The organism is Mucilaginibacter xinganensis (assembly GCF_002257585.1).
GTDB lineage: Bacteria > Bacteroidota > Bacteroidia > Sphingobacteriales > Sphingobacteriaceae > Mucilaginibacter > Mucilaginibacter xinganensis.
Map to the genome: position 1 here is coordinate 4868905 of NZ_CP022743.1, position 23077 is coordinate 4891981.

Consider the following 23077-nt stretch of genomic DNA (forward strand, 5'->3'; position numbering starts at 1 on the left):
GAAATTGGTGGCGTAAATTAGTAATTTTTGTGTGAAGCGAATAATAAATCAAAGCTTTTTAAAATATTTTAAGAAGTTTAAAATAACCTCGTTCCTGCTGATATTCGCCACCGTGCAGGCTGGAACAGTAACCGTTTTATTTATATTTTCCCTAACATCATTAACATCCTGTAAACAAGGCGATTCGGATTTATAAAAAGCAGATCACTTTCGCAGTGAAGTCAACTTTTATTAATTTAATGCATAGTACTACTAACCTTAATTATGTGCAAAACTATCCCTCTAAAACAATTTGAAAAAATATTTTAAAACAGTATTGCCTATTTCACATAAAATCCTGATATTTGCAAACTCTTTACAAAAAGGGATAATTAAAAAGATTTGTCATGTCAAGAATTTGTGATCTAACAGGAAAAGGATCTTTAGTAGGTAACAACGTTTCTAACTCAAACGTTAAAACCAAACGCAGATTTCATCCAAACTTAAAACTTAAGAAGTTTTATATTCCTGAGGAAGATAAATGGATAACCTTAAAGGTATCCACTTCAGCTGTTAAAACTATCAGCAAAAACGGTATAACTGCTTGTATCAATAAATTTGTAAAAAAAGGATACATTTAATAGGTTATAATTAAAGGTTAGTGACAAGCGATTGTTACAGCATTTAATTATAACCATAAACATAAAAGGAAATGGCTAAGAAAGGCAATAGAGTTCAGGTAATTTTAGAATGCACCGAGCACAAAACAAGCGGAATGCCTGGTATGTCTCGTTACATTACTACCAAGAACAAGAAAAATACGACAGAAAGACTGGAAATGAGAAAATTCAACCCGGTTTTAAGAAAAGTAACTGTTCACAAAGAGATTAAGTAATTGTTACTAGTTTACTAATAACGCTAATTAAAAAAACATGGCAAAGAAAGTAGTTGCAACGCTAAAAGTAGCAGGTAAAGGCAAAGAGTTTTCAAAAGTTATTACAATGGCTAAGTCACCACGTACTGGTGCTTACTCATTCAAAGAACAAATCGTAGCTAACGATTTTGTTAAGGATGCGATAGCCGGCAAATTATAATAACAATTTTTGATCAAAATATAAAAGCCATCTTGTTTATACGGGAAGGCTTTTTTTGTTGAGGCAATTTTGATGTGCTATTGATTATGTCTGTACCGTTACAATCATCAGGTATTAAATCCGCACATTTGCATAGCTATACACTTGCACAATAAAAGATATGGGATTATTTGATTTTTTCAAAAAAAAGGAAAGCACTCCGCAAGAACAGGAAGCGCTGGATACCGGTTTAGAAAAAACAAAGGATAACTTTTTTTCAAAAATAACCAAGGTAATAGCCGGAAAATCAAGCGTTGATGATGACGTGCTTGATGACCTGGAAGAGGTACTGGTAACGTCAGACGTTGGCGTTAAAACCACGCTGAAAATTATTGAGCGCATCCAGGCGCGGGTTGCCCGGGATAAATACATCGGCACATCTGAGCTGAATAGTCTTTTAAAGGATGAAATTCAGCAACTACTGGCCGAAAACAACAGTAACGACTTTACAAACTTTGAATATGGCAGCCACAAGCCCTATGTAATAATGGTTGTGGGTGTAAATGGCGTAGGTAAAACCACTACCATTGGCAAACTGGCGCATAAGCTTAAGCAGGCCGGAAACAAAGTGGTATTAGGGGCGGCTGATACCTTTCGTGCCGCGGCTGTTGCGCAAATTCAACTTTGGGGCGAACGCGTGGGTGTAAAAGTTGTGGCACAGGCTATGGGGTCTGACCCTGCCTCGGTTGCTTATGATACGTTGCGTTCAGCGGTTGCTAATGGCGATGATGTAGCAATTATTGATACTGCCGGCCGCTTACACAACAAAGTGGGCCTGATGAACGAGCTTACCAAGATCAAGAATGTGATGCAAAAGGTTGTTCCCGGTGCCCCGCATGAAATATTACTGGTATTGGATGCTTCAACCGGGCAAAATGCAATTGAGCAATGCAAGCAATTTACTGAGGCTACCGATGTTAATGCGCTGGCTCTAACCAAGCTTGATGGTACGGCAAAAGGCGGTGTAGTGATTGGAATTTCGGATCAGTTTAAGATCCCGGTAAAATATATAGGTGTTGGTGAAAGCATGAACGATTTGCAGTTGTTTGACAGGCAGGAGTTCGTGAACAGCCTTTTTAAACAATAAAAATTAAATAACACCGTCCTTGAAAGAAACGAAGCAGCCTTTGGCCTGCAGAGCCGCTCTGAATAGTTCAGCGGTCCCTTCGTTCCTCGCAATGACGCTTTAGATAAGTGATGAGGACAAAATCAATTAGCACTCCTGCGGTTACCAGTAAGCCACGTGTAAATGTAGTTACTTTAGGCTGTAGCAAAAACATATACGATTCCGAGATCCTGATGGGACAGCTGAAAGGCAACCATTTTGATGTGGTGCACGAGGCGGAGAAGGTAAATAGCAATGATATTATTGTAATTAATACCTGCGGATTTATTGACAATGCCAAGCAAGAATCTATAGATACGATTTTACAATACAGCGAGCTTAAAGAACAGGGTAAAGTTGGCAAAGTAATTGTTACCGGCTGCCTTTCTGAACGCTACAAACCGGAACTTGAAGCAGAGATAGCTAATGTAGATTCGTGGTTTGGCACTAATGACCTGCAAAACCTATTAAGTTCTGTTGGTGCCGATTATAAGCATGAGCTGATTGGCGAACGACTGTTAACCACTCCAAAACATTTTGCCTACTTTAAAATAGCCGAAGGCTGTAATCGCCCCTGCTCATTTTGCGCCATCCCGCTAATGAGAGGCAAGCACTTAAGTTCACCTATTGACCAACTGGTTAAAGATGCACAAGCTTTAGCTAAAAACGGCACAAAGGAACTGATACTGATTGCACAGGACCTAACCTATTACGGGCTCGACCTGTATGGCAAACGTAACCTGGATGAGCTGCTTCGCCGTTTATCTGATGTTAATGGTATTGAATGGATCAGGCTGCAGTATGCATACCCTTCAGGCTTCCCTATCGAGATCCTGGATGTGATGAACGAGCGCGACAACATCTGTAAATACATGGATATGCCGTTGCAGCACATCAGCGATGATATGCTTAAATCCATGCGCCGCGGTATCACCAAACAAAAAACTATTGACGTAGTAAACCAGATTCGTGATAAAGTACCCGGCATAGCCATGCGTACCACGTTGATAACAGGCTACCCGGGCGAAACTGAAAAAGATTTTGAAGAAATGCAGCAATGGGTTGAGGATACCAAATTCGACCGTTTAGGCTGTTTCACCTACTCGCACGAAGAAAAAACACATGCCTATGCATTGGTTGATGATGTGCCAGAAGAAGTAAAACAGCAAAGAGCCGATGCCATAATGGAAATTCAACAAGGCATTTCTTTTGATAAGAACCAGGAAAAAATCGGCAATACCTATAAAGTTTTGGTTGATAAAAAAGATGGCGCTTACTTTGTTGGCCGTACGGAATATGATTCGCCTGAAGTGGATAACGAGGTGTTAATTGACGCCAGCATTGATTATGCCACCGTTGGCAGCTTTGTTAATGTAAAAATTGACACAGCTGAAGACTTTGATCTTTATGGACATATTGTAAAATAAACCCCTTTTGATTTATCGGATGTTTATTTTATAATTTTAAAGTATAAATTCGACAGCTTAACAGTGGATGGCAGCTTGATGCTTATACCGGGTTCCCCTAAGTCCGGATATAATATCCTGCATCCTAAATCAAATGATGGACTCAGCCTGTATAAACTACAAAGACACGGGATTTTTTTCCCAAACGGTTATTGATTACCTGGACGATGTCCCTGCACTTCGCCCATATTATGGTTACCGCCCGGATCTGAGCGGATTTGCCGCACTGCTTAAAAACAAAAAAGTTATTGCGGACCGTTCCGTTCTTGTTAAAGTACTGGCTGATCAATACCTCCATATGCCCACGGCGGATGAGGTTCAACACAACATTTCCCTTTTAAACAACAGTAATTCCTACACCATTACAACCGGGCACCAGCTTAACATATTTGCCGGCCCGCTATACTTTATTTACAAAATTGTTACCGCCATTAAGTTAGCCGGCCAGTTAAAAGAACAATTCCCCGACAAGGATTTTGTTCCGGTTTACTGGATGGCGTCGGAAGATCATGACTTTGCCGAAATTAACTACACCAACATAGGCGGTAAAAAAGTACACTGGTGGTACGAAGCATCGGGCGCTACGGGCAGGATTAACCCGGATACCATGCGCCAGGCACTTAACCAGTATAAAGGCGCTCTGGGAATTGAACGCCATGCCAATGAACTTGCCGAAATTGTAGAAACTGCCTACACCAAATTTGATAAACTTGCTGACGCTACCCGTTACCTGGTTAACGCTTTGTTTGGCCGGTATGGCCTGGTTATTATTGATGCGGATGATCATCGCTTTAAGCAATCATTTGCACCAGTAATTGAACAGGACATTATTGAGCAAAACAGCTTTAAGCATATTGATGATACTAATAAAAAATTGCACGAGATAGGTGTACACATCCAGGTAAATCCCCGCGAGATCAATTTCTTTTACCTGATGGACGGATTGCGCGAGCGTATAGTTTTTGAACACGACACCTACAAGGTATTAAACAGCGAGATCAGCTTTACCGAATCAGAATTAAAAGCCGAAATAAACCTTTATCCGGAACGATTTAGTCCTAATGTTGTAATGCGCCCGCTTTACCAGGAATACATTCTTCCAAACATAGCCTATATAGGCGGCGGTGCCGAAGTGGTTTACTGGCTGGAACTAAAATCAAACTTTGAGCACTATAAAGTTGACTTCCCTATCCTTATCCTGCGCAATTCGGGACTGGTGATCAATAAGGAAACGGCATCGAAAATTGCTAAAATGGAGCTGCAGCCTGCCGATTTATTTAAAAGCAGCGACGATATTAAAAACGATTGGGTAAAAAAACATAGCGCGCACAATTTAACGCTTGCTGAAGAATGGCGCGAACTAACCAGCGTTTTTGAAAAGATAAAACTACGGGCCTATAAAATTGATAATACTTTGGCCCCATCTGCCGAAGCGGTACAGGCCAGGCTGAAACATGCCATTGATAACCTGGAGAAAAAACTGGTAAAGGCTGAAAAGCGCAACTATCATATCCGGTTGGAGCAGGTTGAACATATTAAAAGTGATATTTTCCCAAAAAACAGCCTGCAGGAACGAACTGAAAATTTTGGACTGTTTTATGTAAAATGGGGCCGGGATTTTATTGATGAGCTTGTGCGCCACTTTGAACCGTTGGATTTTAATTTTACCGTGTTGACGGAGAAATAAGATACTTTTATATGACCTTCCAATCTACCATCCTCATCATCCCCGGTCTTGGCAACTCAGGACCGCAGCATTGGCAGTCTGTCTGGGAAAACAAGTTTAATTTTAAGCGGGTTGAACAGCAGGAATGGGATACTCCCGTTTGTGATGACTGGATTGAGTCAATTAATAACGAAGTCAGCAAATACGACCCGGCCAATGTGATCCTGGTTGGGCATAGCCTGGCATGTACCACCATTGCCTATTGGGCGTAAAAATTCAACGTTAAAATTAAAGCTGCCCTGTTAGTTGGCCCAAGTGACACAGAAGCGGATACCTACCCGCCCGGAACCAGCGGCTTTAAACCTGTACCCTTGTTTACACTTCCGTTCAAATCAATAGTTGTGGCAAGCACTAATGATTATTATGTAACCTATGAGCGTGCCACGCTTTTTGCGGAAAGTTGGGGTGCCGACCTGGTGAATATTGGCGATGCGGGCCATATTAATGTGGCATCCGGCTTTGGAGAATGGAATGAAGGCCTGGAGATATTGAAATGGCTGGACAGCTAATACCATCCTGACTGCTATATTTGCAGATGCTTATCTCCGAATCTTCATTACGCGGTTTCACACACAAGATCTTTCTTTCTATGGGTTGCAGTGACGAACATGCTTCGCTGGCTGCTGATGTATTGTTACAGGCTGACCTGCGGGGAATTGATTCGCACGGTGTTGCACGACTGATAGGCTATGTGCGCCTTTGGGAAAGTAAAAGAATAAATACCAACCCTAAGATCACCATCGTTCATGAAACGCCCACCACGGCCACGGTTGACGGAGATGCGGGACTTGGACTGGTGGTGGCCCCCTTTGCAATGCGGCTGGCCATCCAAAAAGCCGGACAGTATGGCTCGGGCTGGGTATCGGTACGAAATTCCAATCATTTCGGCATTGCGGGTTATCACAGTTTACTTGCTGTTGAAAAAGAGATGATCGGCATTGCCATGACCAATGCTAGTCCGCTGGTTGCCCCTACGTACTCCAATGAACGCCTGCTGGGCACCAATCCAATGTGCTATGCCTTCCCGGCCGGCAAGTACCCGCCGGTTGTGGTTGATATGGCTACATCGGCCGCCGCTAACGGTAAGCTGGAAATTGCCCAGCGTGCCGGAAAACCCGTTCCGGAAGGGTGGATCCAGGATGCAAAAGGAAATTACACTACCGATCCGCATGCCTTAAAAAGCGGAGGATCACTGTTGCCGCTCGGCAGTGATAAGGAACACGGCAGCCATAAGGGATTCGGCTTAAGTGCCGTGGTCGATATTTTTTCAGCAGTATTGTCAGGGGCTAATTACGGGCCCTGGGTACCGCCATTTGTTGCTTTTTTACAGCCACCGGCAGATCCTGTCGGGCTTGGGATAGGCCATTTTGTAGGTGCTATGCGGGTAGATGGATTTCGCCCGGTAGACGAGTTTAAAATACACATGGATAACTGGATCGGCAGGTTTAAATCAGCATCAACCATTGATCCCGACCAAAAAGTCATTATCCCCGGCGAACCGGAACTGGAAGCGGCAAAAGAAAGAAAAACTAAGGGTATCCCGCTGGTTGATGCTGTGGTTGCTGATTTGAACGGCTTGGCGAAGAGGTTCGGAATAGAAGAGTTATAAATTTTGTTATTTAAGGTAATATTAAAAACCCGACAAGGCAACAGACTATTTTATCAACCTGAAAATCCTGCTCCACCTGGTTTGATGTAAAAAGCCGGCAGTTTCGTCGGTACTCATCCAGATAAACAAAGCCTTGCCCACAATATGATCTTCCGGCACCAGGCCCCAAAAGCGGGAATCTTCTGAATTATGACGATTATCTCCCATCATCCAGTAATAATCCTGCTTAAAAGTATAGGCCATGGCTAGTCTACCGTTGATCATCAAATTTTTCCCTGACATCGCCACTTTATTATATTCATAAACTTCAATAGCCCGTTTGTATAATGGGATAGTTAAACTATCCAGCATGACTGTCCAGCCTTTTTTAGGGACGATGATCGGGCCAAGGTTGTCCACGTTCCATTTGAAATGATCATCGTGGGGAAATATTCGCGGATCAGCGGTATAAAGCGGCTGAAAATATTCCCTTACAATTTTTACGTTGCTATAGCTCCCTAATTTTCTTGCAGCTTGCCGGGTCATCAGCATTTCATAATTATCATTGCCAAATTGCTGGCTTTGTTCAATATGCAGCTGTCTTAAAACCAGCGAGTCAACAGGAGCTCCATTAGTGTTTACAAGAAAAGCCTGTTGGGCCTCCGCAGGTTCATTCATCATTTTGCCATTGATATACACCCGGGCATTTATTAAGCGCAGGGTATCGCCGGGTTCTGCCTGGCATCGCTTAATAAAATTTTCACGTTTATCAACCGGGCGGTAATATGGCGAGTCCGCATCCACCGGGTAATTGAAAACTACCACATCGCCCCTTTTAACATGCGTTATACCCGGCAAGCGGAAATACGGCAGCCTGATCCCGCCCCAATAGGCGGGGGTATTTATAAGCGGCATGGTATGATGGGCAAAAGGAAAAGCTACCGGCGTTATGGGCATGCGGGCACCGTAGTTAATTTTGCTTACAAATAAATAATCGCCAATTAAAAGCGAACTTTCCATTGATCCGCTTGGGATCACATACGCCTCGATAAATAGCGATCGAATGAGCGTTGCAGCAACTGTGGCGAACAGAATAGCTCCAGACCATTCCCGTACCGCAGAGTTTGTTAAGTTTTCGTGTTGAATTTCTTTAAACTCCCTGCTTGCCGATGGTCCCAGGTATTTGGTTTTTTTTTCAAGGCCCCATTTAGGCAGGTAAATAAAAGGCAACACAAATGCCGCCGCCTGCTGCCTGATGCTAAATTTGCCATACGATTTAATAAAATCAATATAAACACCAATCCCGGCTACTACATTAATTACAGGAACCGCAAGCCAGATAAGCCACCATGCTGGCCGGCCGCTTAACCTTAACATTATATAAAAAGAGTATATCGGAACGAGTGCTTCCCAGCCGGGCCGGCCGGCTTTTTTAAACAACATCCATTGCCCTGCCAAACACAGAACAATGGATGGAACGAGGACAAGAAAAATCCCCGGTAAAGTAGTTGTTTCCAATTAATTGATCCCTCTGAACAACCGGCTCCAGCGGATCTTGCTGAAGAATGATGCGGTATCATCCCAGCTCATCCAAATAAATAAAGCTTTACCCACAATATGATCTTCGGGAACAAATCCCCAAAAGCGCGAGTCGTCAGAATCGTGACGGTTATCGCCCATCATCCAGAAGTAATTCATTTTAAAGGTATAGCTGTCGGCTTTTTTGCCATTAATAAATATATCGCTACCCTTAACCTCTATTTTGCTATTTTCATAAGTACGGATACAACGCTCGTAAAGCGGGTAGGTCATGCTGTCCAACTTTACCGTCCAGCCTTTTTTAGGGATGATTATAGGGCCGTAATTATCCACGCTCCATTTAAAATCGGGCTGCCTACCGTTGAGCATCAGGTTTGGTGGCCCAACCGGGTGCCCCGGGTTTGTAGGGTAAACCGGTCCGTTAGGATCAGTTACGCCTTTTTGCGAAAGGATTTGTTTAAACGATTTGATATTCGAATAGCTTTTTAACTTATCGGCGCTTTCCTTTGTCATCGCCTGGTAGCTGTGCCCTTCATAAAGTGTAATTTTCAACTCGTCAGTAATTTGCGGGTTAAGGTCAACGCCATTGGTGTTGTAGCTGTATTCCATTTGCTCGCCCGGAGGATTGGGGGCGGCTTTACCGTTAACATAAACCTGCCCGTCAACAACGCTTAAAGTATCGCCAGGTGCGCCCTGGCAACGTTTTATAAAGTTTTCACGTTTGTCAACCGGTCTGTAAAATGGCGAATCCGCATCCATAGGATAATTAAACACTACCACATCGCCTTTTTTTACATCGCTTAAGCCCGGCAGGCGGTAGTAAGGGAGTTGTATGCCGTCCCAATAAGCCTTGGTATTAATAAGCGGCATGGTGTGGTGTGCAAACGGAAACGCTATTGGCGTTATAGGTGTGCGGGCGCCGTAGTTAACCTTGCTTACAAATAAAAAGTCGCCAACAAGCAGCGATCTTTCCATGGAAGGTGTGGGGATTACATAGGCTTCTATAAAAAACGTACGAATCAGCGTTGCTGCTATCACCGCAAAAACAATAGCATCGGTCCATTCGCGCACTGCGCTTTTCTTCTTTTTGGGGGTATCTTTCTTTTTACTCCAGAATTTCCAGTTCATGTTTACAATATTGGGAATTTATTATCAGTTTTAAGAGCGGTGACCCAGGAAATCAACAATCAGGACGAAAAACTTAGTGTTCGGCTGTGTAATGATCTTTTGACATTGGTTACCCGCTCTTGCGTTGTTATATTTTATTTAAAGTCAAACATATCATTAACCGAATAAAACCCGGTTTTTCCCTGGATCCACTCAGCGGCCAAAACGGCACCCAATGCGAAGCCATTGCGGTTATGCGCGGTATGTTTAAATTCTATCGAGTCGATCTCTGAATCATAAATAACGGTATGTGTTCCTGGCACACCGTCAATCCGGAACGATTCGATAAGTAGCTGGTCGCCTTTTACATTATCATCGCTATTTTCAGCACCATCCGCTGTAAGTACATTCACCCAGTCTTTTTTTGAATCCAGGTTATCAATAATTCCTTCTGCAATGGTAATAGCGGTACCGCTTGGCGAATCGAGTTTTTGTGTATGGTGGATCTCTTCTATCTGCACATCATAATACGGGTAGTTATTCATCAGCTTTGCAAGCACCTTGTTTACATGGAAAAATATGTTTACACCCACACTAAAGTTTGTGGCATACAGCATAGCTGTACTGCTGCGCTCATATTGTTCTTTTAATTGTTGTATGTTGCTGTACCAGCCGGTTGTACCCACAATAACAGGCACGCCCGCGTTAAGGCAATGCTCAATATTACCCAGTACGGTGTGAGGGGTGCTAAACTCTATTGCAACATCTGCCAGTTGCAGGTTTTCAGCCGTAAGTTCATGCTGGTTATCCTGGTCAATTTTTAATACTATTTCATGCTTACGGTCGGTAGCTATCTTTTCAATGATCTTGCCCATCTTTCCGTATCCTAATAACGCAATCTTCATGCTGATTTTTTATTGTTTTGATATAATGCTAACAAACATACTAATTGATTATTAAGCAAGATAAGCAGCCTGGATAATTATCAAAGCGTAAAGGTAATTTTTATCCCGGGAATATATGAAAAAGCAGAAGTTTGGGCATAGGTAACCGGCTGATTGATCAGTCCGGGAGTAACCCGCATCGAAAAGTTATTATCGAGGGTATAGCTGTGAATAAATTTTGCATCAATATAAGCGTCAACCGCATTAATGCCCCAAAAAACAACAGCACCCAGTATGCATAGGTCGCGGTTACGGCGATAAGCGTCTTTGGCATCATAAATCGCCTGATCCTGGACGTTTGCCGCCTTATATTGCATGTATTCCGCATAGTAAGGATCTCCGGGAGCGGGTACAACCAAATGATTCCGGTATATAGACAGCTGCAAAAATTCCTTATAATATTTTGCGTTGAAGGCAATACCTGCCCCAAATGAACCAAGCACACCATATATAATCGGCACTTTCCAGATCTTATGATTATATACCTGCCCCCAGCCCGGAATAATTAACGACCTCATTACTGCCTTATGCGGGCTATGCAAAGTATCGGGATGGTAAACTTTTGCCTTACGAATTTTGGGCACCTTAGACTGTACCACATCAGTGTCCTGCCGGCTGGCTTTAAGCGTATCCATTTTACTTTTTACAACTATTTTACCTGTTGTATCAGGGTTTTGAGCCCTTGCAGTAAAAATAAATCCGGCCAGAAGCCAGATAGTCAGCAAATATTTATACATCTGTTATATTAAAAACCTTTTGATTCAAAGGGATGAAGTTTACCAATCCATAATTTCGAGGATACGGTTAAGATCGCTTTCTGATAGAAAAGGGATCTCAATAGTACCCCGGCCCTGCCCGGCTATTTTCAATTTAACCCGGGTGCTAAATTTAGAGGCCAGGTCATCCTGTATTTTTTGAACCTGGAAAGAGATCGGCTCAGGTTGTTTTCCTTCCTTTTTTATAGGAGACCTTTGCATTTCACGAACCAGTTCTTCTGTTTTACGAACGGATAAACCCTGTTGAATAATATGTTGATGCAGATATATTTGTTTGGCGGGGTCATCAATGGTTATCAGCGCCCTGGCATGGCCCATAGTTATCTCATTATCACGAATGGATTTCTGGATAGCGGGCGGCAGCTTCAACAAGCGCAGGTAATTGGTTACGGTTGAACGGTTTTTACTTACCCGCACACCTAACTCTTCCTGTTTAAGGCTGCATTCTTCCAGCATGCGCTGCAAGCTTATAGCCACTTCAATGGCATTCAGGTCTTCACGCTGAATATTTTCAATAAGCGCCATTTCCAGCATCTGCTGATCATTGGCAGAGCGGATATAGGCAGGGATCTGTGTTAAGCCTGCTAGTTTTGAAGCACGAAAGCGGCGCTCGCCCGAGATCAGCTGGTAACTGTGGGCATTTAAACGCCTAACCGTAATGGGCTGGATAAGCCCCTGCAATTTTATAGAATCGGCCAGTTCAGCCAGGGCCTGCTGGTCAAAATCCGTACGGGGCTGAAAGGGGTTAACCTCTATCTCTGATAATTTTATCTCGTTTACTGAACCAGGGTTGTTACCTGCAGGTTCTGATAAAACACTTGCCTTATTGTGATTTTGATTTTGGTTAACACTTTCCGAGTCATTCAACAATGCACTTAATCCTCTTCCTAATGCGTTTCTTTTTTCTGCACTCATCTTTTATTATACTATCGCTGTGTTTGTGGTGGTTTCTTCTTTAACCAAACCATTCTTGCGTAAAATCTCGCGGGCCAGGTTTAAATAATTGATGGCGCCTTTACTGGTGGCATCATGCATAATCACCGAAATTCCAAAACTTGGTGCCTCGCTCAATCGTGTATTACGCTGAATAATGGTATCAAATACCATATCTTCAAAGTGGCTTCTAACCTCTTCAACCACCTGGTTAGACAAGCGCAGCCTTACATCATACATGGTTAATAAAATACCTTCTATCTCCAGTTTTGGGTTTAACCTTGATTGAACAATTTTTATGGTGTTTAACAGCTTGCCCAAACCTTCCAACGCAAAATACTCGCATTGTACCGGGATAATAACAGAATCGGCAGCTGTTAAAGCATTTATAGTGATCAAACCTAATGATGGTGAACAGTCAATGATAATGAAGTCATAATCATCACGAATACTGTTAAGCACCGCCTTCATTTTATATTCACGATCGGTAAGATTTATCATTTCAATCTCGGCACCTACCAGGTCAATATGTGCCGGCAGGAGGTCGAGATTAGGCGTGTCGGTTTTCTGAATAGCCTCGCGGGGATCGATCTGATTTATAATGCACTCGTAAATGCTATTCTTTATATTCCTTGGATCAAACCCAATACCCGAGGTTGAATTAGCTTGCGGATCGGCGTCAACCAATAATGTTTTAAACTCCAATACGGCTAAACTTGCGGCCAGGTTTATGGATGATGTAGTTTTACCCACACCGCCTTTTTGATTGGCCAAAGCAATAATTTTACTCATTTTATATGTTAAAAAATTTATAAATGGGTTTTAATAGCAACGAAATATAGGAACTGAACTTTATACTTTCCTAAACTTTTTGGTGCGCGATAAAGATACAGATTTAAATAATTCAGAAATCCACAGGTTTTGCCTATTTACAAACAAAGTTAAGGCCTAATGCAAAGAAATATTTTATAAAAACTTATTTATCATCTCTAAGATTACAAAACTTCGTAAGTGTTTACATGATTATTTGTTTACTTTGTTCTGCTGTGAATAAATATCACTATTCACTACATGCCGTTTAAATCAATGCTTACTACCATCATATCATCCACAAATCGCCCCAACAGTTCAACTTATAAACTGGCGCAATATTACCAGCAAAGGTTGAAGGAAAAAGGTTGCGTTGCAGGTATACTTTCACTTAGTCAATTACCGGCAAATATTATTGAAAGCGACCTGTACGGTAAACGCAGTGCCGCGTTTCAGCCCGTACAGGATATTGTTTCGCAAACAGAAAAATTCTTGTTTATTATCCCTGAGTACAACGGTAGTTTCCCGGGCGTTTTAAAAGTTTTTATGGATGCCTGCGATTTTCCCGAAAGCTTTTACGACAAAAAAGCAGCACTTACTGGTTTGTCATCCGGCAAGTATGGCAACATTCGCGGCATTGATCATTTTACCGGTGTGTGCCATTATATGCACCTGCAGGTAATGCCGTTAAAAATCCACATCGGCAGCATCAACAAAGAGTTTGATGCTGATAATAAGCTCTTTCAACCTGACACCCTAAAGTTTACCGATGAGCAAATGGATAAATTTATTTTGTTCTAAATTATCGTCCCCGGTAATTTTGCCTGCCTTTCTGAGTTTTGGCAGGCTTGTATAGTAAAACGTTACGCTGCATTAATCAATTTAGCCATTATAAACGCAGCGGCAGCTGCCAGGGCGCCAATAAACAGCACCTTAACTGCGCCTAAAAATGCAGGCTGCCCTGTAACTTTGCTTTTGAAATATCCGAAAACAAACAGGCAAACCATCGTTATACCGCAGGAATAATATAATGCAGTTTGCGAATCATGCTCAAAAAAATAGGGTGAAAGCGGAATAATACCGCCAACAATGTAGGAAACACCTATAGTTATTGCGCTTTGGGTAGCGCGGTTGGCCAGTGGTTTTTCCAGGCCAAGTTCATACCGCATCATAAAATCAACCCACTTGTCTTTATCTTTTGCCATTTCATCTGCGATTTGATGCTGCAAATGTTCAGACAGCCCAAAATCAGCAAACACCTCTCTTACTTCCTGCTTTTCCTGCTCGGGTACCCGTTCAATTTCTTCATACTCGCGCTTTAGTTCAGATGTGTAGTGATCAGATTCTGTGCGTCCGGCCAAAAAACCACCAAGCCCCATGGCAATAGAACCGGCAACAATTTCGGCTATACCAGCTGTTACTACAATTCCCGAAGAATTCACTGCACCGCTCAAGCCGGCGGCAAGCGCAAAAGGAACGGTTAATCCATCGGACATGCCGATAACGATATCACGAATAGTATCGGAGCTTTTTAAATGTTGTTCATGATGCATTGCTAAATGTACAACCATAGCGGAACACCATCATTATAAATGCACAATTTATGATTAGTCTTAATTAAATGCTGCTGAATTTTATAAATAAAAGACTTGAATTTTATTTTCGCGAAATAACCAGTGAGTCAAAAAGCCCTACTCACCGTAAAATATATACCCACCCTGAACGCTTTGGCGTATTATTTTTAAGGTCAATGATGTAGTAATAGGTCCCTCCGGGCAGGACCGCGCCATTATATTTACCGTCCCAGGCTTTAGCGTAACCTGTACTTTGATATACTTTTTGGCCATATCTATTAAAAACCATAATACTACTTTCGGGGTACGTTATTAAAGCCTCTATATTCCAGGTATCATTAACGCCATCGTTATTTGGTGAGAATGCATTAGGCACGGTTATTTTCTTATAAACCCGCACAAAAACATTGCTGCTAACGGTACCACAATTTTGTGACACTATATGCAGGGTATAAGTAATATCATCAGCCGGACTAGCGGTGGGGGTTAATAAGTTAGGATTATCAAGCGCAGTTGCTGGTGTCCAATAAACATTGGTAATTTCATCTCCCTTTATGATTCCGTTCAGCTTTACCGACTGCCCCTGAAAGATGTTTTTATTGCCACCACCATCGGCAACCGGATTTTGTCTAACGGTTACGGTTACTGTTTTTGAATCATCGTTACACCCATCATTACTAACATCAACATTGTAAGTTGTAGTTTCAAGCGGCCTTGCTACCGGATTGGGGATATCATCGTGATCCAACCCAGTGGACGGTGTCCATTTATAGTACAAACCTCCAGAAGCGCTGAGTTGTGTGCCCTCACCTGCACAAACTGCAATATTATTACTAATGCCAGCTACAATTTTTGGTGCAATTTTAACCTGTACATGTACAGGTGCGGCGGAGCATCCTCTATCAGATGTTGCTACCACTGTATAAATACCTTCATTTGCCCGGGTAACATTGTTAATTACAAGCGGATTTTGAGTTGTTGATGCAAGGTTAGGCCCCGACCAAACGTAAGTTACGCCGCCAGTAGCTGTCAGCGTCAGCTGATTTCCCTCACAAAATATTTGAGGGTCAATCGGTCGCACTACTGGCAGCGGAATTACATTAACGGTTAAAGGCGGCGAGTAAACCCGGCAATTAACCGATGAAATATCCGAACCGTTTGACACGCCAAGCCGGTATTGATAAACACCTTTAATTGCGTTATTAAATGATGGAAAATAAGCATTGGTATTTGCGCCTCCTATATCTGTCCACCCACTCCCGTTCGTATTAACCTGCCATTGCAGCACCGGATTATTGCCGGTAACACTTGCCTTTAGTGTATAGGTAGCCGTTTGCCCTTCGCACAATTCCTGTGAAGGCTGCCCGGTTGACGTTCCGAAACCTGATTGAATAAGCGGCCCACAGGCGCGGAAGGTAATATCATCCAGTGCCAGATCGTTACCGCATCCACCAGGAGCGTTGTTTATCATTTTTACAATAACGCTGGTAACATTTGCAGGCGTAGTGAAAAATGTTCCATATTGTTTCCATTTAACATCGTCCGTTGGCACAATATCGCCCGTATTATAGGTCTTAAGGACCTCGCCGGTAGTGGTTTCAATAGAAAAAGTAATATTAGGCCGGGTAGAAGCGCCACCGCAGGCCGAGGGAAGGATTAGATTAACGATATAGGCTGCAAATTCGTAGGTGGTATTGGGGCAAAGCTGACCAGCGTCTGCCTTTTGCGTGTAAAACAAGCCGGGATTGTTTGATGCGTTTACAATCATCATATAACCGTTTGGATTTCCGGTATGATCGGTTCCTAAAGCATGCCAGGTATTGGCAAAGCAGCCATCGGTGTGGCTGGCTATGGTGTAGCTTCCGTCATCGGGGCAGTCATTCCCAACAAAATTATAATTGGTTACGCCTGTGCCTAACCCTGTCCCCTGTCCAGTACCTGAACCAAAATCCTGGTTAATGACCGGATCACCCAGACTGCCGGTGCAAACCTGCGCCAAGCCCTGCAGAGCAAACGCCATACCTGTTACCAGAAAAAATAATTTTAGCCAAATAGGTCTCATCAACAGGAAAATAACGCCTGGGATTGGTTTAAATTCAAAAGTAGTGTAATTACACAGTCCCATGGAGAAAATTTAGAAAAACTGCTGATTATTAGCAAAGTTGATACAGAAAGCAGTATTTTTCCCTTCCAAAAACAAAAAAATAGCTTCCGGGTTTAAATTTAAGCTATTCAGCTACATGATGAGGTACCGCAACGCATTATTCACTATTACAACCGGGGTAATTATTACCGGTTGTTCCTTAAAAAGACCTGATCCGGCTAAAGCTGATGCTGTCACTACGCCGTCCGGGCAACCGGTTAAATTAGCGGCTCCCTACCAAACGAAATCAACACGAAATTTTTGTGAAGTGATTGGGTGGCCAAAAGGCAAACTGCCCATTGCTCCCGCAGGGTTTAAAGTGAATTTATATGCTGATGGATTAGATAACCCCCGAAATATTTATGTAACACCCAATGGTGACATTTTGGTATCAGAAGCCAATACCGAAATCAGCGGAATAAAAAGAGTTGGCGCAAACATTATTGGTGCAAGCGCTTCACAAAATTACAACAAGAGCGCAAACCGGGTTACCTTGCTAAGAGACACCAACGGCGATGGTATAGCTGATATAAAAAAGATCTTTTTAAGCGGATTGAATAAGCCTTATGGAATGCTTATTTTAAATGGCTGGTTTTATGTAGCCAATACTGACGCTTTATGGCGTTATCCCTACAAAGCCGGCCAAACCGGGATAACCGGCCGGGGACAAAAAATACTTAACCTGCCTGCAGGCGGTTACAATAACCATTGGACGCGAAATTTAAGAGCCAATAAAGACGGAAGCAAGATCTATATTTCGGTAGGATCAGGAACCAACGATGCCGAGCATGGTATGGAGGTGGAAGCCCGCAGAGCTGATATCCTGGAAATAGACCCTGATGGTAAACATGAGCAGATATATGCCGCCGGCCTGCGAAATCCGGCGGGTCTTGATTTTGAACCAGCCACCAATGTGTTGTTTACCGCTGTTAATGAGCGCGACGATTTGGGCGATAACCTGGTACCCGATTACTTAACAAGCGTAAAAGAAAATGGCTTTTACGGCTGGCCGTTTGCCTACTTTGGAAAACATGAAGACCCTGATCATATAGGTGAACGACCTGACCTGGTAAGAAAATCAATTACACCGGATCTGGCTCTGGGTTCGCATACCGCTTCACTGGGATTAGCCTTTTATACGGGCAATAAATTTCCTGCAAAGTACCATGGCGGCGCATTTATTGGGCAGCACGGGTCATGGAACAGTTCAAAACTGGTTGGTTATAAGGTGGTGTTCGCGCCATTCATCAATGGCAAACCTAATGGTGCACTTGAAGATTTTTTAACCGGCTTTGTTGCTGATGAGGCCAAAGGCAAAGTATATGGCCGCCCGGTAGGGGTTGCCGTTTTGCCGGATGGGACAATATTGGTGGCCGATGACACCAGCAACAGGATTTGGCGGGTATCGGCGCTATAGAAAATACCGGCCGCTCTCCTGTTGATCATACACATGGAGTGATACAAAGCATCATTACTTTTACATTTAAATAAGCTATTTTTGAGGCCCAATTACTTCAATGATTAAACACTGCCTTAGCTTATTTTTTACGCTTGCCGCTGCATTAGGTGCTCATGCCCAAAACGATCCTTTAAAGCATAAAAACGATACAATTAAACAACTGGAACCTGTTATTGTAAGGGGTTACTTATCTGACCAGCCATTGCTGAGCGTTCCAGCGTCGGTAAGCACCATCAGCAAGGCGCAATTAAGCGTACAGCCTGATAATTCATTTGTTTCGGCGCTCAACAGTGTGCCCGGCGTAAGGGCGGAGGAAAGGTCGCCGGGAAGCTACAGGCTATCAATCAGGGGAAGCCTGTTGCGTTCGCCCTTTGGGATCCGGGACGTTAAGGTTTACTATGACGAAATACCGCTTACAGATGCAGGCGGGAACACTTATCTGAATGCCATTGACATCAACGCCATTAATCATATCGAGATCTTGAAAGGTCCTGATGGCAGTTTGTTTGGCGCTAATTCAGGCGGGGTGGTTTTATTAAGCCCGGTGAACCGGCGTTCCGATAGTAATTTTGTATCACTGGGGCTAAACGGCGGCTCGTATGGCCTGGTGCATGAAAACGCAGCTTTACAAAACCAGTCGGGCAATTATCGTTTAAATTTAAACCAGGGATATGAAAGCTATGGCGGTTACCGGCAACACAGCTATATGCAGCGCCATTTTATCCAGGCAGTAAATCGCTGGACGTATGCCGGCAAGGACGAATTGCGCGCACTGGCTTTTTATTCTGATTTGAACTATCAAACACCCGGCGGACTAACATTGGCACAGTACCAAACTAATCCGCAATCTGCAAGACTGCCTACGAAATTTACTCCTGGCGCTATTGATCAAAAAATTGGTATTGGCACTAAAACGCTGCTGGGCGGTGTAGTGAATGAGCTGCACCTAAGCAACAGGCTCAGAAATGTGCTTTCTGTTTTTGGTACTTATGTTGACTTTTCAAATCCGTTTATCACTAATTACGAACAACGTTATGAAGGCACCTACGGCCTGCGAACTTATTTTGAGTTCAGCAGCGAAAAACATATCAATTACGGCTGGAAGCTAAATTTGGGCGTGGAATGGCAGCAGACCAATGCGGACATCAATAACTATGGTAACCGTAAAGGCATAAGGGATACTGCCCAAACGCTCGACAAGATCAACACCAACCAACATTTCTTTTTTACGCGATATGCCTTTGACTTTTATAAGCGCTGGCATGCTGAAGCGGCACTGAGCCTTAATTTTTATGATTATAACTTCAGGAACGTTTATCCATATGTAGAAGGGGGATTTACCAACCGGCACTTCACCCCTCAGCTGATGCCAAGGATAGCTATCTCATATGATGTAACGGATAACTTTATTTGGCGGGCCTCTGTAAGCCGCGGGTATTCAACCCCGACAACCGCCGAGATCAGGCCCACGAATAATATCATCAACACTAATTTACAGGCACAATCCGGGTGGAACTATGAAACAGGGTTTCGCTTACGCAATGCTGACCAAAGTATGTTTTTAGATGCTTCGGTATTCTATTACATTTTGCAAAACGCTATTGTACGGCGTTTAACCGCTGGCGAAACGGAATATTACATTAATGCAGGCGGAACCCACCAGCCGGGGATTGAATTGTATTTTTCAGATTGGATCATCCGGCAAGATGGATCCGGCTTCATCAGGGGCCTGCAGTTTAATGAATCGTTAACGCTGAACAAATTTACTTTTAGCGGCAATTACCATGATGCCACAGCAAATTATTCAGGCAATAAATTAACCGGAGTTCCGGGGCAGGTGATCGTTTCAAGTTTACAGATTAAATTTCCGCAACGCCTTTACTTATTTGCAGAACACAACTATACCGGCCGCATTCCGCTTACTGACGCCAATACGGTTTTTGCATCGCACTATAACCTTTTACAGGCAAGAGCAGGATGGCAATTTATTGTTAACACTAAAACTAAATTTGATTTATATGCCGGCGCCGGCAACCTGCTCAATGAAAAATATAGCCTGGGAAATGATCTGAACGCCGTGGGCAACAGATATTATAACCCTGCGCCGCTGCGCAATTATTTCATTGGCTTTAACGCAGGGTTTTAATTTAATTAGCAACAAAAGCAACCTCAAATGCCCTTGTTACGGTTTGTTAGGGAGTAACAGGTTCTGAAACGCTGCTACCTCGTCCTTTAGTATCAAACGCTCTGAATTTTACGGTGCTTTTATCTATTGTAACAGCATCGTTATATAGGTTGCTCTTTGTATCCGGGTCTTTACCGTTGGTGGTGTAACGAATAATTAAGCCCGGGAATTGAATATTGGCTTTATACTTGCCGTCCTGCAGCGTAACCCCTGGTTTTGGGATTCTATAATTATAGCCGCCGTTGTAATAGCTTAAACGTGGCAACTCGCGTTTGCCTAACACGTTTAAAAACGTTACCCAATCTTTTTCATAAAGCGAATCGCTTTTCATTTCGCTCTTTTCGGTGGCCCAGGCAGGGTCACTGCTCCATGCCCGTTCCGCAAATCCAAATACTCTTGGCAACAGCATGTATTCAAGGCGTTCAGTGCTTTTTATATTTTCGCCCCAAACTGCACTTTGCAGGCCTAAAATATTGCTTTTCCCATAGTCGGTCAGTCGTTGTTTGCCTATAAATATGTTCCTGTTCAGCGGCAGTCCATCCCGGTCAACCTTTGAGTTTTTAAAATAGTCAAAAGGAATAAAGGAGAAAGGTTTATCAATGTCAGAGAAAGCGCCCCAATAATAACCCGGCTCGTCAAATGATTTATAATGGGCCATATCAAAATACATATTAGTTACACAGGTAAGCACTGTTTTATACCCGGCGTTCGCCAGCTTATAGGCCAGGTCTTCGTTACCGCCGCCAAGTGTATTGTTCCAAACCTCGGCCTGCAGGTGTTCAGGCATAAAATCGGGATTAGGTACATACACAGGGTTACCATCCAAAACAGTTTTGCGCAATGCCATTTCTTCCCATCCTGAAAGGTAAAGCCCTTTTGCCTTTACCAATTGATTTACCCTGCCGTAAAAGTAATACCATAGATCGCCGGTATTTTTAATTTCGGGATGCGTGGCTTTTATCGCGAGGTAAGCCGGCGATTTTTCCCAAACATGGGCGGGCACTTCATCACCGCCAAAGTTGATGGTTTTTAACGGCACCCCGGCTTCTTTGTACATACTTACAATATCACCAATTACGGTTTCCACAAAATTATAGGCGGATGGCAGCGATACATCAATTACATTATCTGTCCAATATTGAGCGGTGCTGTATTCTGATTTGTCGTTCGGAGCGTAAAGCAGGTATTTTTCTGCTTTAGCTTTTTTACCTTCAGCAATCAACCTATCGTAGCGGGCATTCATTGATTTAATGGCAGCACGCGCATGGCCGGGGGCTTCGATTTCCGGGATCACCAAGATATGCAATTTATCTGCATATTTAAGAATCTCTATATAATCTGCCCGCGTGTAAAAGCCGGTACCTGTTTTATTATCAAGCTCGCCCCCCGAACCGTGCGAGGCTGGTAAAAAGTGTTTGCTATCAAGCGTATGTCCGCGTTTGGCGCCCACTGCCGTAAGTTCGGGCAGCGACGGAATTTCCAGCCTCCACCCTTCATCTTCCGTTAAATGGAAGTGAAAAACGTTTATTTTATAAAGCGCCAGCACATCAAGCACTCTGAAGATCTCCTTTTTAGGCTGAAAGTTACGGCCAACATCAAGCATGAAGGCGCGGTAACCGAAACGGGGCTCATCTTTCACTTCAACACATGGAATTTGAATTTCTTTTTGAGGATGAGCAAAAGCGGCGGGGGGAATAAGTATTTTCAGCGATTGGATGCCGTAGAAAGCCCCTGCCGGGGTTGAGGTACTAATAAAAATTCCATAGTTGGTAACTTTTAATGAATACCCTTCCGCGCCGTAACCCTTAACAAAATTTATTTGTGCTGCTTTTAAATTTTTAGATTTTGAACTTTCAGGGACCACTAATTTATCACTGATGACAGATTGGATAGATGACTTTAAAAGGCTTATTTCTTTGTTAAATACCCCATCGTCAATCACACCGGAACCTACCAAAATACTTTTATCTATTGTAAAACTCCCGCCCGTTTCCTCATAACTCACCGGGGTTGGGAAAATCTTAGTCAATTGCTGTTCCGGCATATTTGTTATATTCTTATTCTGATCGTAAATTATTGCCGGGGTTATCAACCCTTTATAATTTGGTTTAAAGGGCTTAATGGTGAACGCACCCGTGTTGTAACCTTTATCAGGCTGGTTGTCCCAAACTATATAAAACCCTTCTGGGCCGTCGGTAACGGTTATTACAGGGTCTTCGGCAATAAATTCGATGCGAACGGATTGCCCGGGCCTAATTTCGGTAAAAGTTGCCGTTGGCGTAAGGCTGAAAAGGTCGCCGTTTACAAATTTGATCATTGCATTTCCTGTAACCGTTTGCTCTGTAATAAGCCGTGCTGAGTTAAAATACATTTTCCAGCCACTTACGGGTAAAACATTTTTGCCATTATTGGTAATTGTAATGGCATTTAGCGATTGCGGCTTATTCTGGTAATCATTTTGCAGTGCTTCCCACGTAATACTCAAATCGTGTGCGTTAAACTTTGGTTCGTTAGCAGCCCGGGCAGCGTGGTTTAAGCAAAGCGCCATTATTAATAAAACACAGAAGTATCGCATAAAATAATTATTAGGTTGTGAATGAGGTAGTAAAT

The 23077-nt window shown here is 43.0% G+C and carries 19 protein-coding genes and 1 pseudogene; 11 read left to right on the plus strand and 9 right to left on the minus strand.

Annotated elements, in window-relative coordinates; translation table 11 throughout:
• Positions 1-386 precede the first annotated feature (386 nt).
• The 8 genes and pseudogenes from rpmB (at position 387) to MuYL_RS21230 (ending at position 7018) form a co-directional block, all read left to right on the plus strand.
• Complete coding sequence (gene rpmB, locus MuYL_RS21195) at positions 387-620, plus strand: 50S ribosomal protein L28 (protein WP_094572451.1); 234 nt, start codon at positions 387-389, stop codon at positions 618-620.
• 71 nt (positions 621-691) lie between these two features.
• Positions 692-874: a 50S ribosomal protein L33 gene (gene rpmG / locus MuYL_RS21200; RefSeq protein ID WP_094572452.1), complete on the plus strand. Its 183-nt coding sequence runs from the start codon at positions 692-694 to the stop codon at positions 872-874.
• A gap of 37 nt (positions 875-911) precedes the next feature.
• The gene (locus MuYL_RS21205) at positions 912-1073 is read left to right on the plus strand and encodes a DUF4295 domain-containing protein (protein ID WP_094572453.1); all 162 of its coding nucleotides are present in this window, start codon (positions 912-914) and stop codon (positions 1071-1073) included.
• Positions 1074-1233: 160 nt separating this feature from the next.
• Positions 1234-2199: a signal recognition particle-docking protein FtsY gene (ftsY, locus tag MuYL_RS21210; RefSeq protein WP_094572454.1), complete on the plus strand. Its 966-nt coding sequence runs from the start codon at positions 1234-1236 to the stop codon at positions 2197-2199.
• Between the two features lie 110 nt (positions 2200-2309).
• Complete coding sequence (rimO, locus tag MuYL_RS21215) at positions 2310-3644, plus strand: 30S ribosomal protein S12 methylthiotransferase RimO (RefSeq protein WP_094572455.1); 1335 nt, start codon at positions 2310-2312, stop codon at positions 3642-3644.
• A gap of 133 nt (positions 3645-3777) precedes the next feature.
• The gene (bshC, locus tag MuYL_RS21220) at positions 3778-5370 is read left to right on the plus strand and encodes a bacillithiol biosynthesis cysteine-adding enzyme BshC (RefSeq protein WP_317043860.1); all 1593 of its coding nucleotides are present in this window, start codon (positions 3778-3780) and stop codon (positions 5368-5370) included.
• A gap of 11 nt (positions 5371-5381) precedes the next feature.
• Positions 5382-5918, plus strand: a pseudogene (locus MuYL_RS23675) (RBBP9/YdeN family alpha/beta hydrolase).
• Positions 5919-5944: 26 nt separating this feature from the next.
• A complete protein-coding gene (locus MuYL_RS21230; RefSeq protein WP_094572457.1) occupies positions 5945-7018 on the plus strand; it encodes an Ldh family oxidoreductase in 1074 nt (357 codons plus the stop codon).
• A gap of 45 nt (positions 7019-7063) precedes the next feature.
• Here the strand turns inward: MuYL_RS21230 and lepB (MuYL_RS21235) are convergent, their stop codons facing one another.
• The 6 genes from lepB (MuYL_RS21235) to MuYL_RS21260 form a co-directional block, all read right to left on the minus strand.
• The gene (gene lepB, locus MuYL_RS21235) at positions 7064-8515 is read right to left on the minus strand and encodes a signal peptidase I (RefSeq protein ID WP_245845669.1); all 1452 of its coding nucleotides are present in this window, start codon (positions 8513-8515) and stop codon (positions 7064-7066) included.
• Positions 8516-9664, minus strand: a complete 1149-nt coding sequence (gene lepB, locus MuYL_RS21240; RefSeq protein WP_094572459.1) for a signal peptidase I — start codon at positions 9662-9664, stop codon at positions 8516-8518.
• A gap of 134 nt (positions 9665-9798) precedes the next feature.
• Positions 9799-10548 carry a 4-hydroxy-tetrahydrodipicolinate reductase gene (gene dapB / locus MuYL_RS21245; protein WP_094572460.1) on the minus strand — a complete coding sequence of 250 codons (750 nt, stop codon included), beginning with the start codon at positions 10546-10548 and terminating at the stop codon, positions 9799-9801.
• Between the two features lie 80 nt (positions 10549-10628).
• Entirely contained in the window at positions 10629-11324 is a 696-nt protein-coding gene (locus MuYL_RS21250) for a DUF5683 domain-containing protein (protein ID WP_094572461.1), read from the minus strand.
• Positions 11325-11363: 39 nt separating this feature from the next.
• Entirely contained in the window at positions 11364-12278 is a 915-nt protein-coding gene (locus MuYL_RS21255; protein ID WP_094572462.1) for a ParB/RepB/Spo0J family partition protein, read from the minus strand.
• A gap of 6 nt (positions 12279-12284) precedes the next feature.
• Complete coding sequence (locus MuYL_RS21260; protein ID WP_094572463.1) at positions 12285-13088, minus strand: ParA family protein; 804 nt, start codon at positions 13086-13088, stop codon at positions 12285-12287.
• 294 nt (positions 13089-13382) lie between these two features.
• Here MuYL_RS21260 and MuYL_RS21265 point away from each other — a divergent pair, with 294 nt between their 5' ends.
• A complete protein-coding gene (locus tag MuYL_RS21265) occupies positions 13383-13907 on the plus strand; it encodes an NADPH-dependent FMN reductase (protein WP_094573055.1) in 525 nt (174 codons plus the stop codon).
• 62 nt (positions 13908-13969) lie between these two features.
• Here the strand turns inward: MuYL_RS21265 and MuYL_RS21270 are convergent, their stop codons facing one another.
• Both MuYL_RS21270 and MuYL_RS21275 read right to left on the minus strand, forming a co-directional pair.
• Positions 13970-14677: a VIT1/CCC1 transporter family protein gene (locus tag MuYL_RS21270; RefSeq protein ID WP_245845671.1), complete on the minus strand. Its 708-nt coding sequence runs from the start codon at positions 14675-14677 to the stop codon at positions 13970-13972.
• Positions 14678-14801: 124 nt separating this feature from the next.
• Positions 14802-16700, minus strand: coding sequence for a gliding motility-associated C-terminal domain-containing protein (locus MuYL_RS21275; RefSeq protein ID WP_157741027.1), 1899 nt, complete (start codon positions 16698-16700; stop codon positions 14802-14804).
• A 220-nt stretch (positions 16701-16920) separates the two neighbouring features.
• Between MuYL_RS21275 and MuYL_RS21280 the strand changes: the two genes are divergently transcribed.
• Positions 16921-18240, plus strand: coding sequence for a PQQ-dependent sugar dehydrogenase (locus MuYL_RS21280; RefSeq protein WP_245845674.1), 1320 nt, complete (start codon positions 16921-16923; stop codon positions 18238-18240).
• 100 nt (positions 18241-18340) lie between these two features.
• The gene (locus MuYL_RS21285) at positions 18341-20428 is read left to right on the plus strand and encodes a TonB-dependent receptor (protein WP_094572465.1); all 2088 of its coding nucleotides are present in this window, start codon (positions 18341-18343) and stop codon (positions 20426-20428) included.
• Between the two features lie 46 nt (positions 20429-20474).
• On the opposite strand, the gene MuYL_RS21290 is transcribed toward MuYL_RS21285, so the two are convergent.
• Positions 20475-23042: a family 20 glycosylhydrolase gene (locus MuYL_RS21290; RefSeq protein WP_245845677.1), complete on the minus strand. Its 2568-nt coding sequence runs from the start codon at positions 23040-23042 to the stop codon at positions 20475-20477.
• Between the last annotated feature and the right edge of the window lie 35 nt (positions 23043-23077).

What these genes read in the sequence shown, in the direction of transcription:
- MuYL_RS21260 (WP_094572463.1), bottom strand. Translation starts at nt 13,088, where the DNA reads ATGAGTAAAATTATTGCTTTGGCCAATCAAAAAGGCGGTGTGGGTAAA.
- lepB (WP_094572459.1), bottom strand. Translation starts at nt 9,664, where the DNA reads ATGAACTGGAAATTCTGGAGTAAAAAGAAAGATACCCCCAAAAAGAAG.
- MuYL_RS21255 (WP_094572462.1), bottom strand. Translation starts at nt 12,278, where the DNA reads ATGAGTGCAGAAAAAAGAAACGCATTAGGAAGAGGATTAAGTGCATTG.
- dapB (WP_094572460.1), bottom strand. Translation starts at nt 10,548, where the DNA reads ATGAAGATTGCGTTATTAGGATACGGAAAGATGGGCAAGATCATTGAA.
- rpmB (WP_094572451.1), top strand. Translation starts at nt 387, where the DNA reads ATGTCAAGAATTTGTGATCTAACAGGAAAAGGATCTTTAGTAGGTAAC.
- MuYL_RS21270 (WP_245845671.1), bottom strand. Translation starts at nt 14,677, where the DNA reads ATGGTTGTACATTTAGCAATGCATCATGAACAACATTTAAAAAGCTCC.
- MuYL_RS21250 (WP_094572461.1), bottom strand. Translation starts at nt 11,324, where the DNA reads ATGTATAAATATTTGCTGACTATCTGGCTTCTGGCCGGATTTATTTTT.
- rpmG (WP_094572452.1), top strand. Translation starts at nt 692, where the DNA reads ATGGCTAAGAAAGGCAATAGAGTTCAGGTAATTTTAGAATGCACCGAG.
- MuYL_RS21205 (WP_094572453.1), top strand. Translation starts at nt 912, where the DNA reads ATGGCAAAGAAAGTAGTTGCAACGCTAAAAGTAGCAGGTAAAGGCAAA.
- MuYL_RS21230 (WP_094572457.1), top strand. Translation starts at nt 5,945, where the DNA reads ATGCTTATCTCCGAATCTTCATTACGCGGTTTCACACACAAGATCTTT.
- rimO (WP_094572455.1), top strand. Translation starts at nt 2,310, where the DNA reads ATGAGGACAAAATCAATTAGCACTCCTGCGGTTACCAGTAAGCCACGT.
- MuYL_RS21275 (WP_157741027.1), bottom strand. Translation starts at nt 16,700, where the DNA reads ATGGCGTTTGCTCTGCAGGGCTTGGCGCAGGTTTGCACCGGCAGTCTG.
- MuYL_RS21285 (WP_094572465.1), top strand. Translation starts at nt 18,341, where the DNA reads ATGATTAAACACTGCCTTAGCTTATTTTTTACGCTTGCCGCTGCATTA.
- bshC (WP_317043860.1), top strand. Translation starts at nt 3,778, where the DNA reads ATGATGGACTCAGCCTGTATAAACTACAAAGACACGGGATTTTTTTCC.
- MuYL_RS21280 (WP_245845674.1), top strand. Translation starts at nt 16,921, where the DNA reads ATGATGAGGTACCGCAACGCATTATTCACTATTACAACCGGGGTAATT.
- ftsY (WP_094572454.1), top strand. Translation starts at nt 1,234, where the DNA reads ATGGGATTATTTGATTTTTTCAAAAAAAAGGAAAGCACTCCGCAAGAA.
- MuYL_RS21265 (WP_094573055.1), top strand. Translation starts at nt 13,383, where the DNA reads ATGCTTACTACCATCATATCATCCACAAATCGCCCCAACAGTTCAACT.
- MuYL_RS21290 (WP_245845677.1), bottom strand. Translation starts at nt 23,042, where the DNA reads ATGCGATACTTCTGTGTTTTATTAATAATGGCGCTTTGCTTAAACCAC.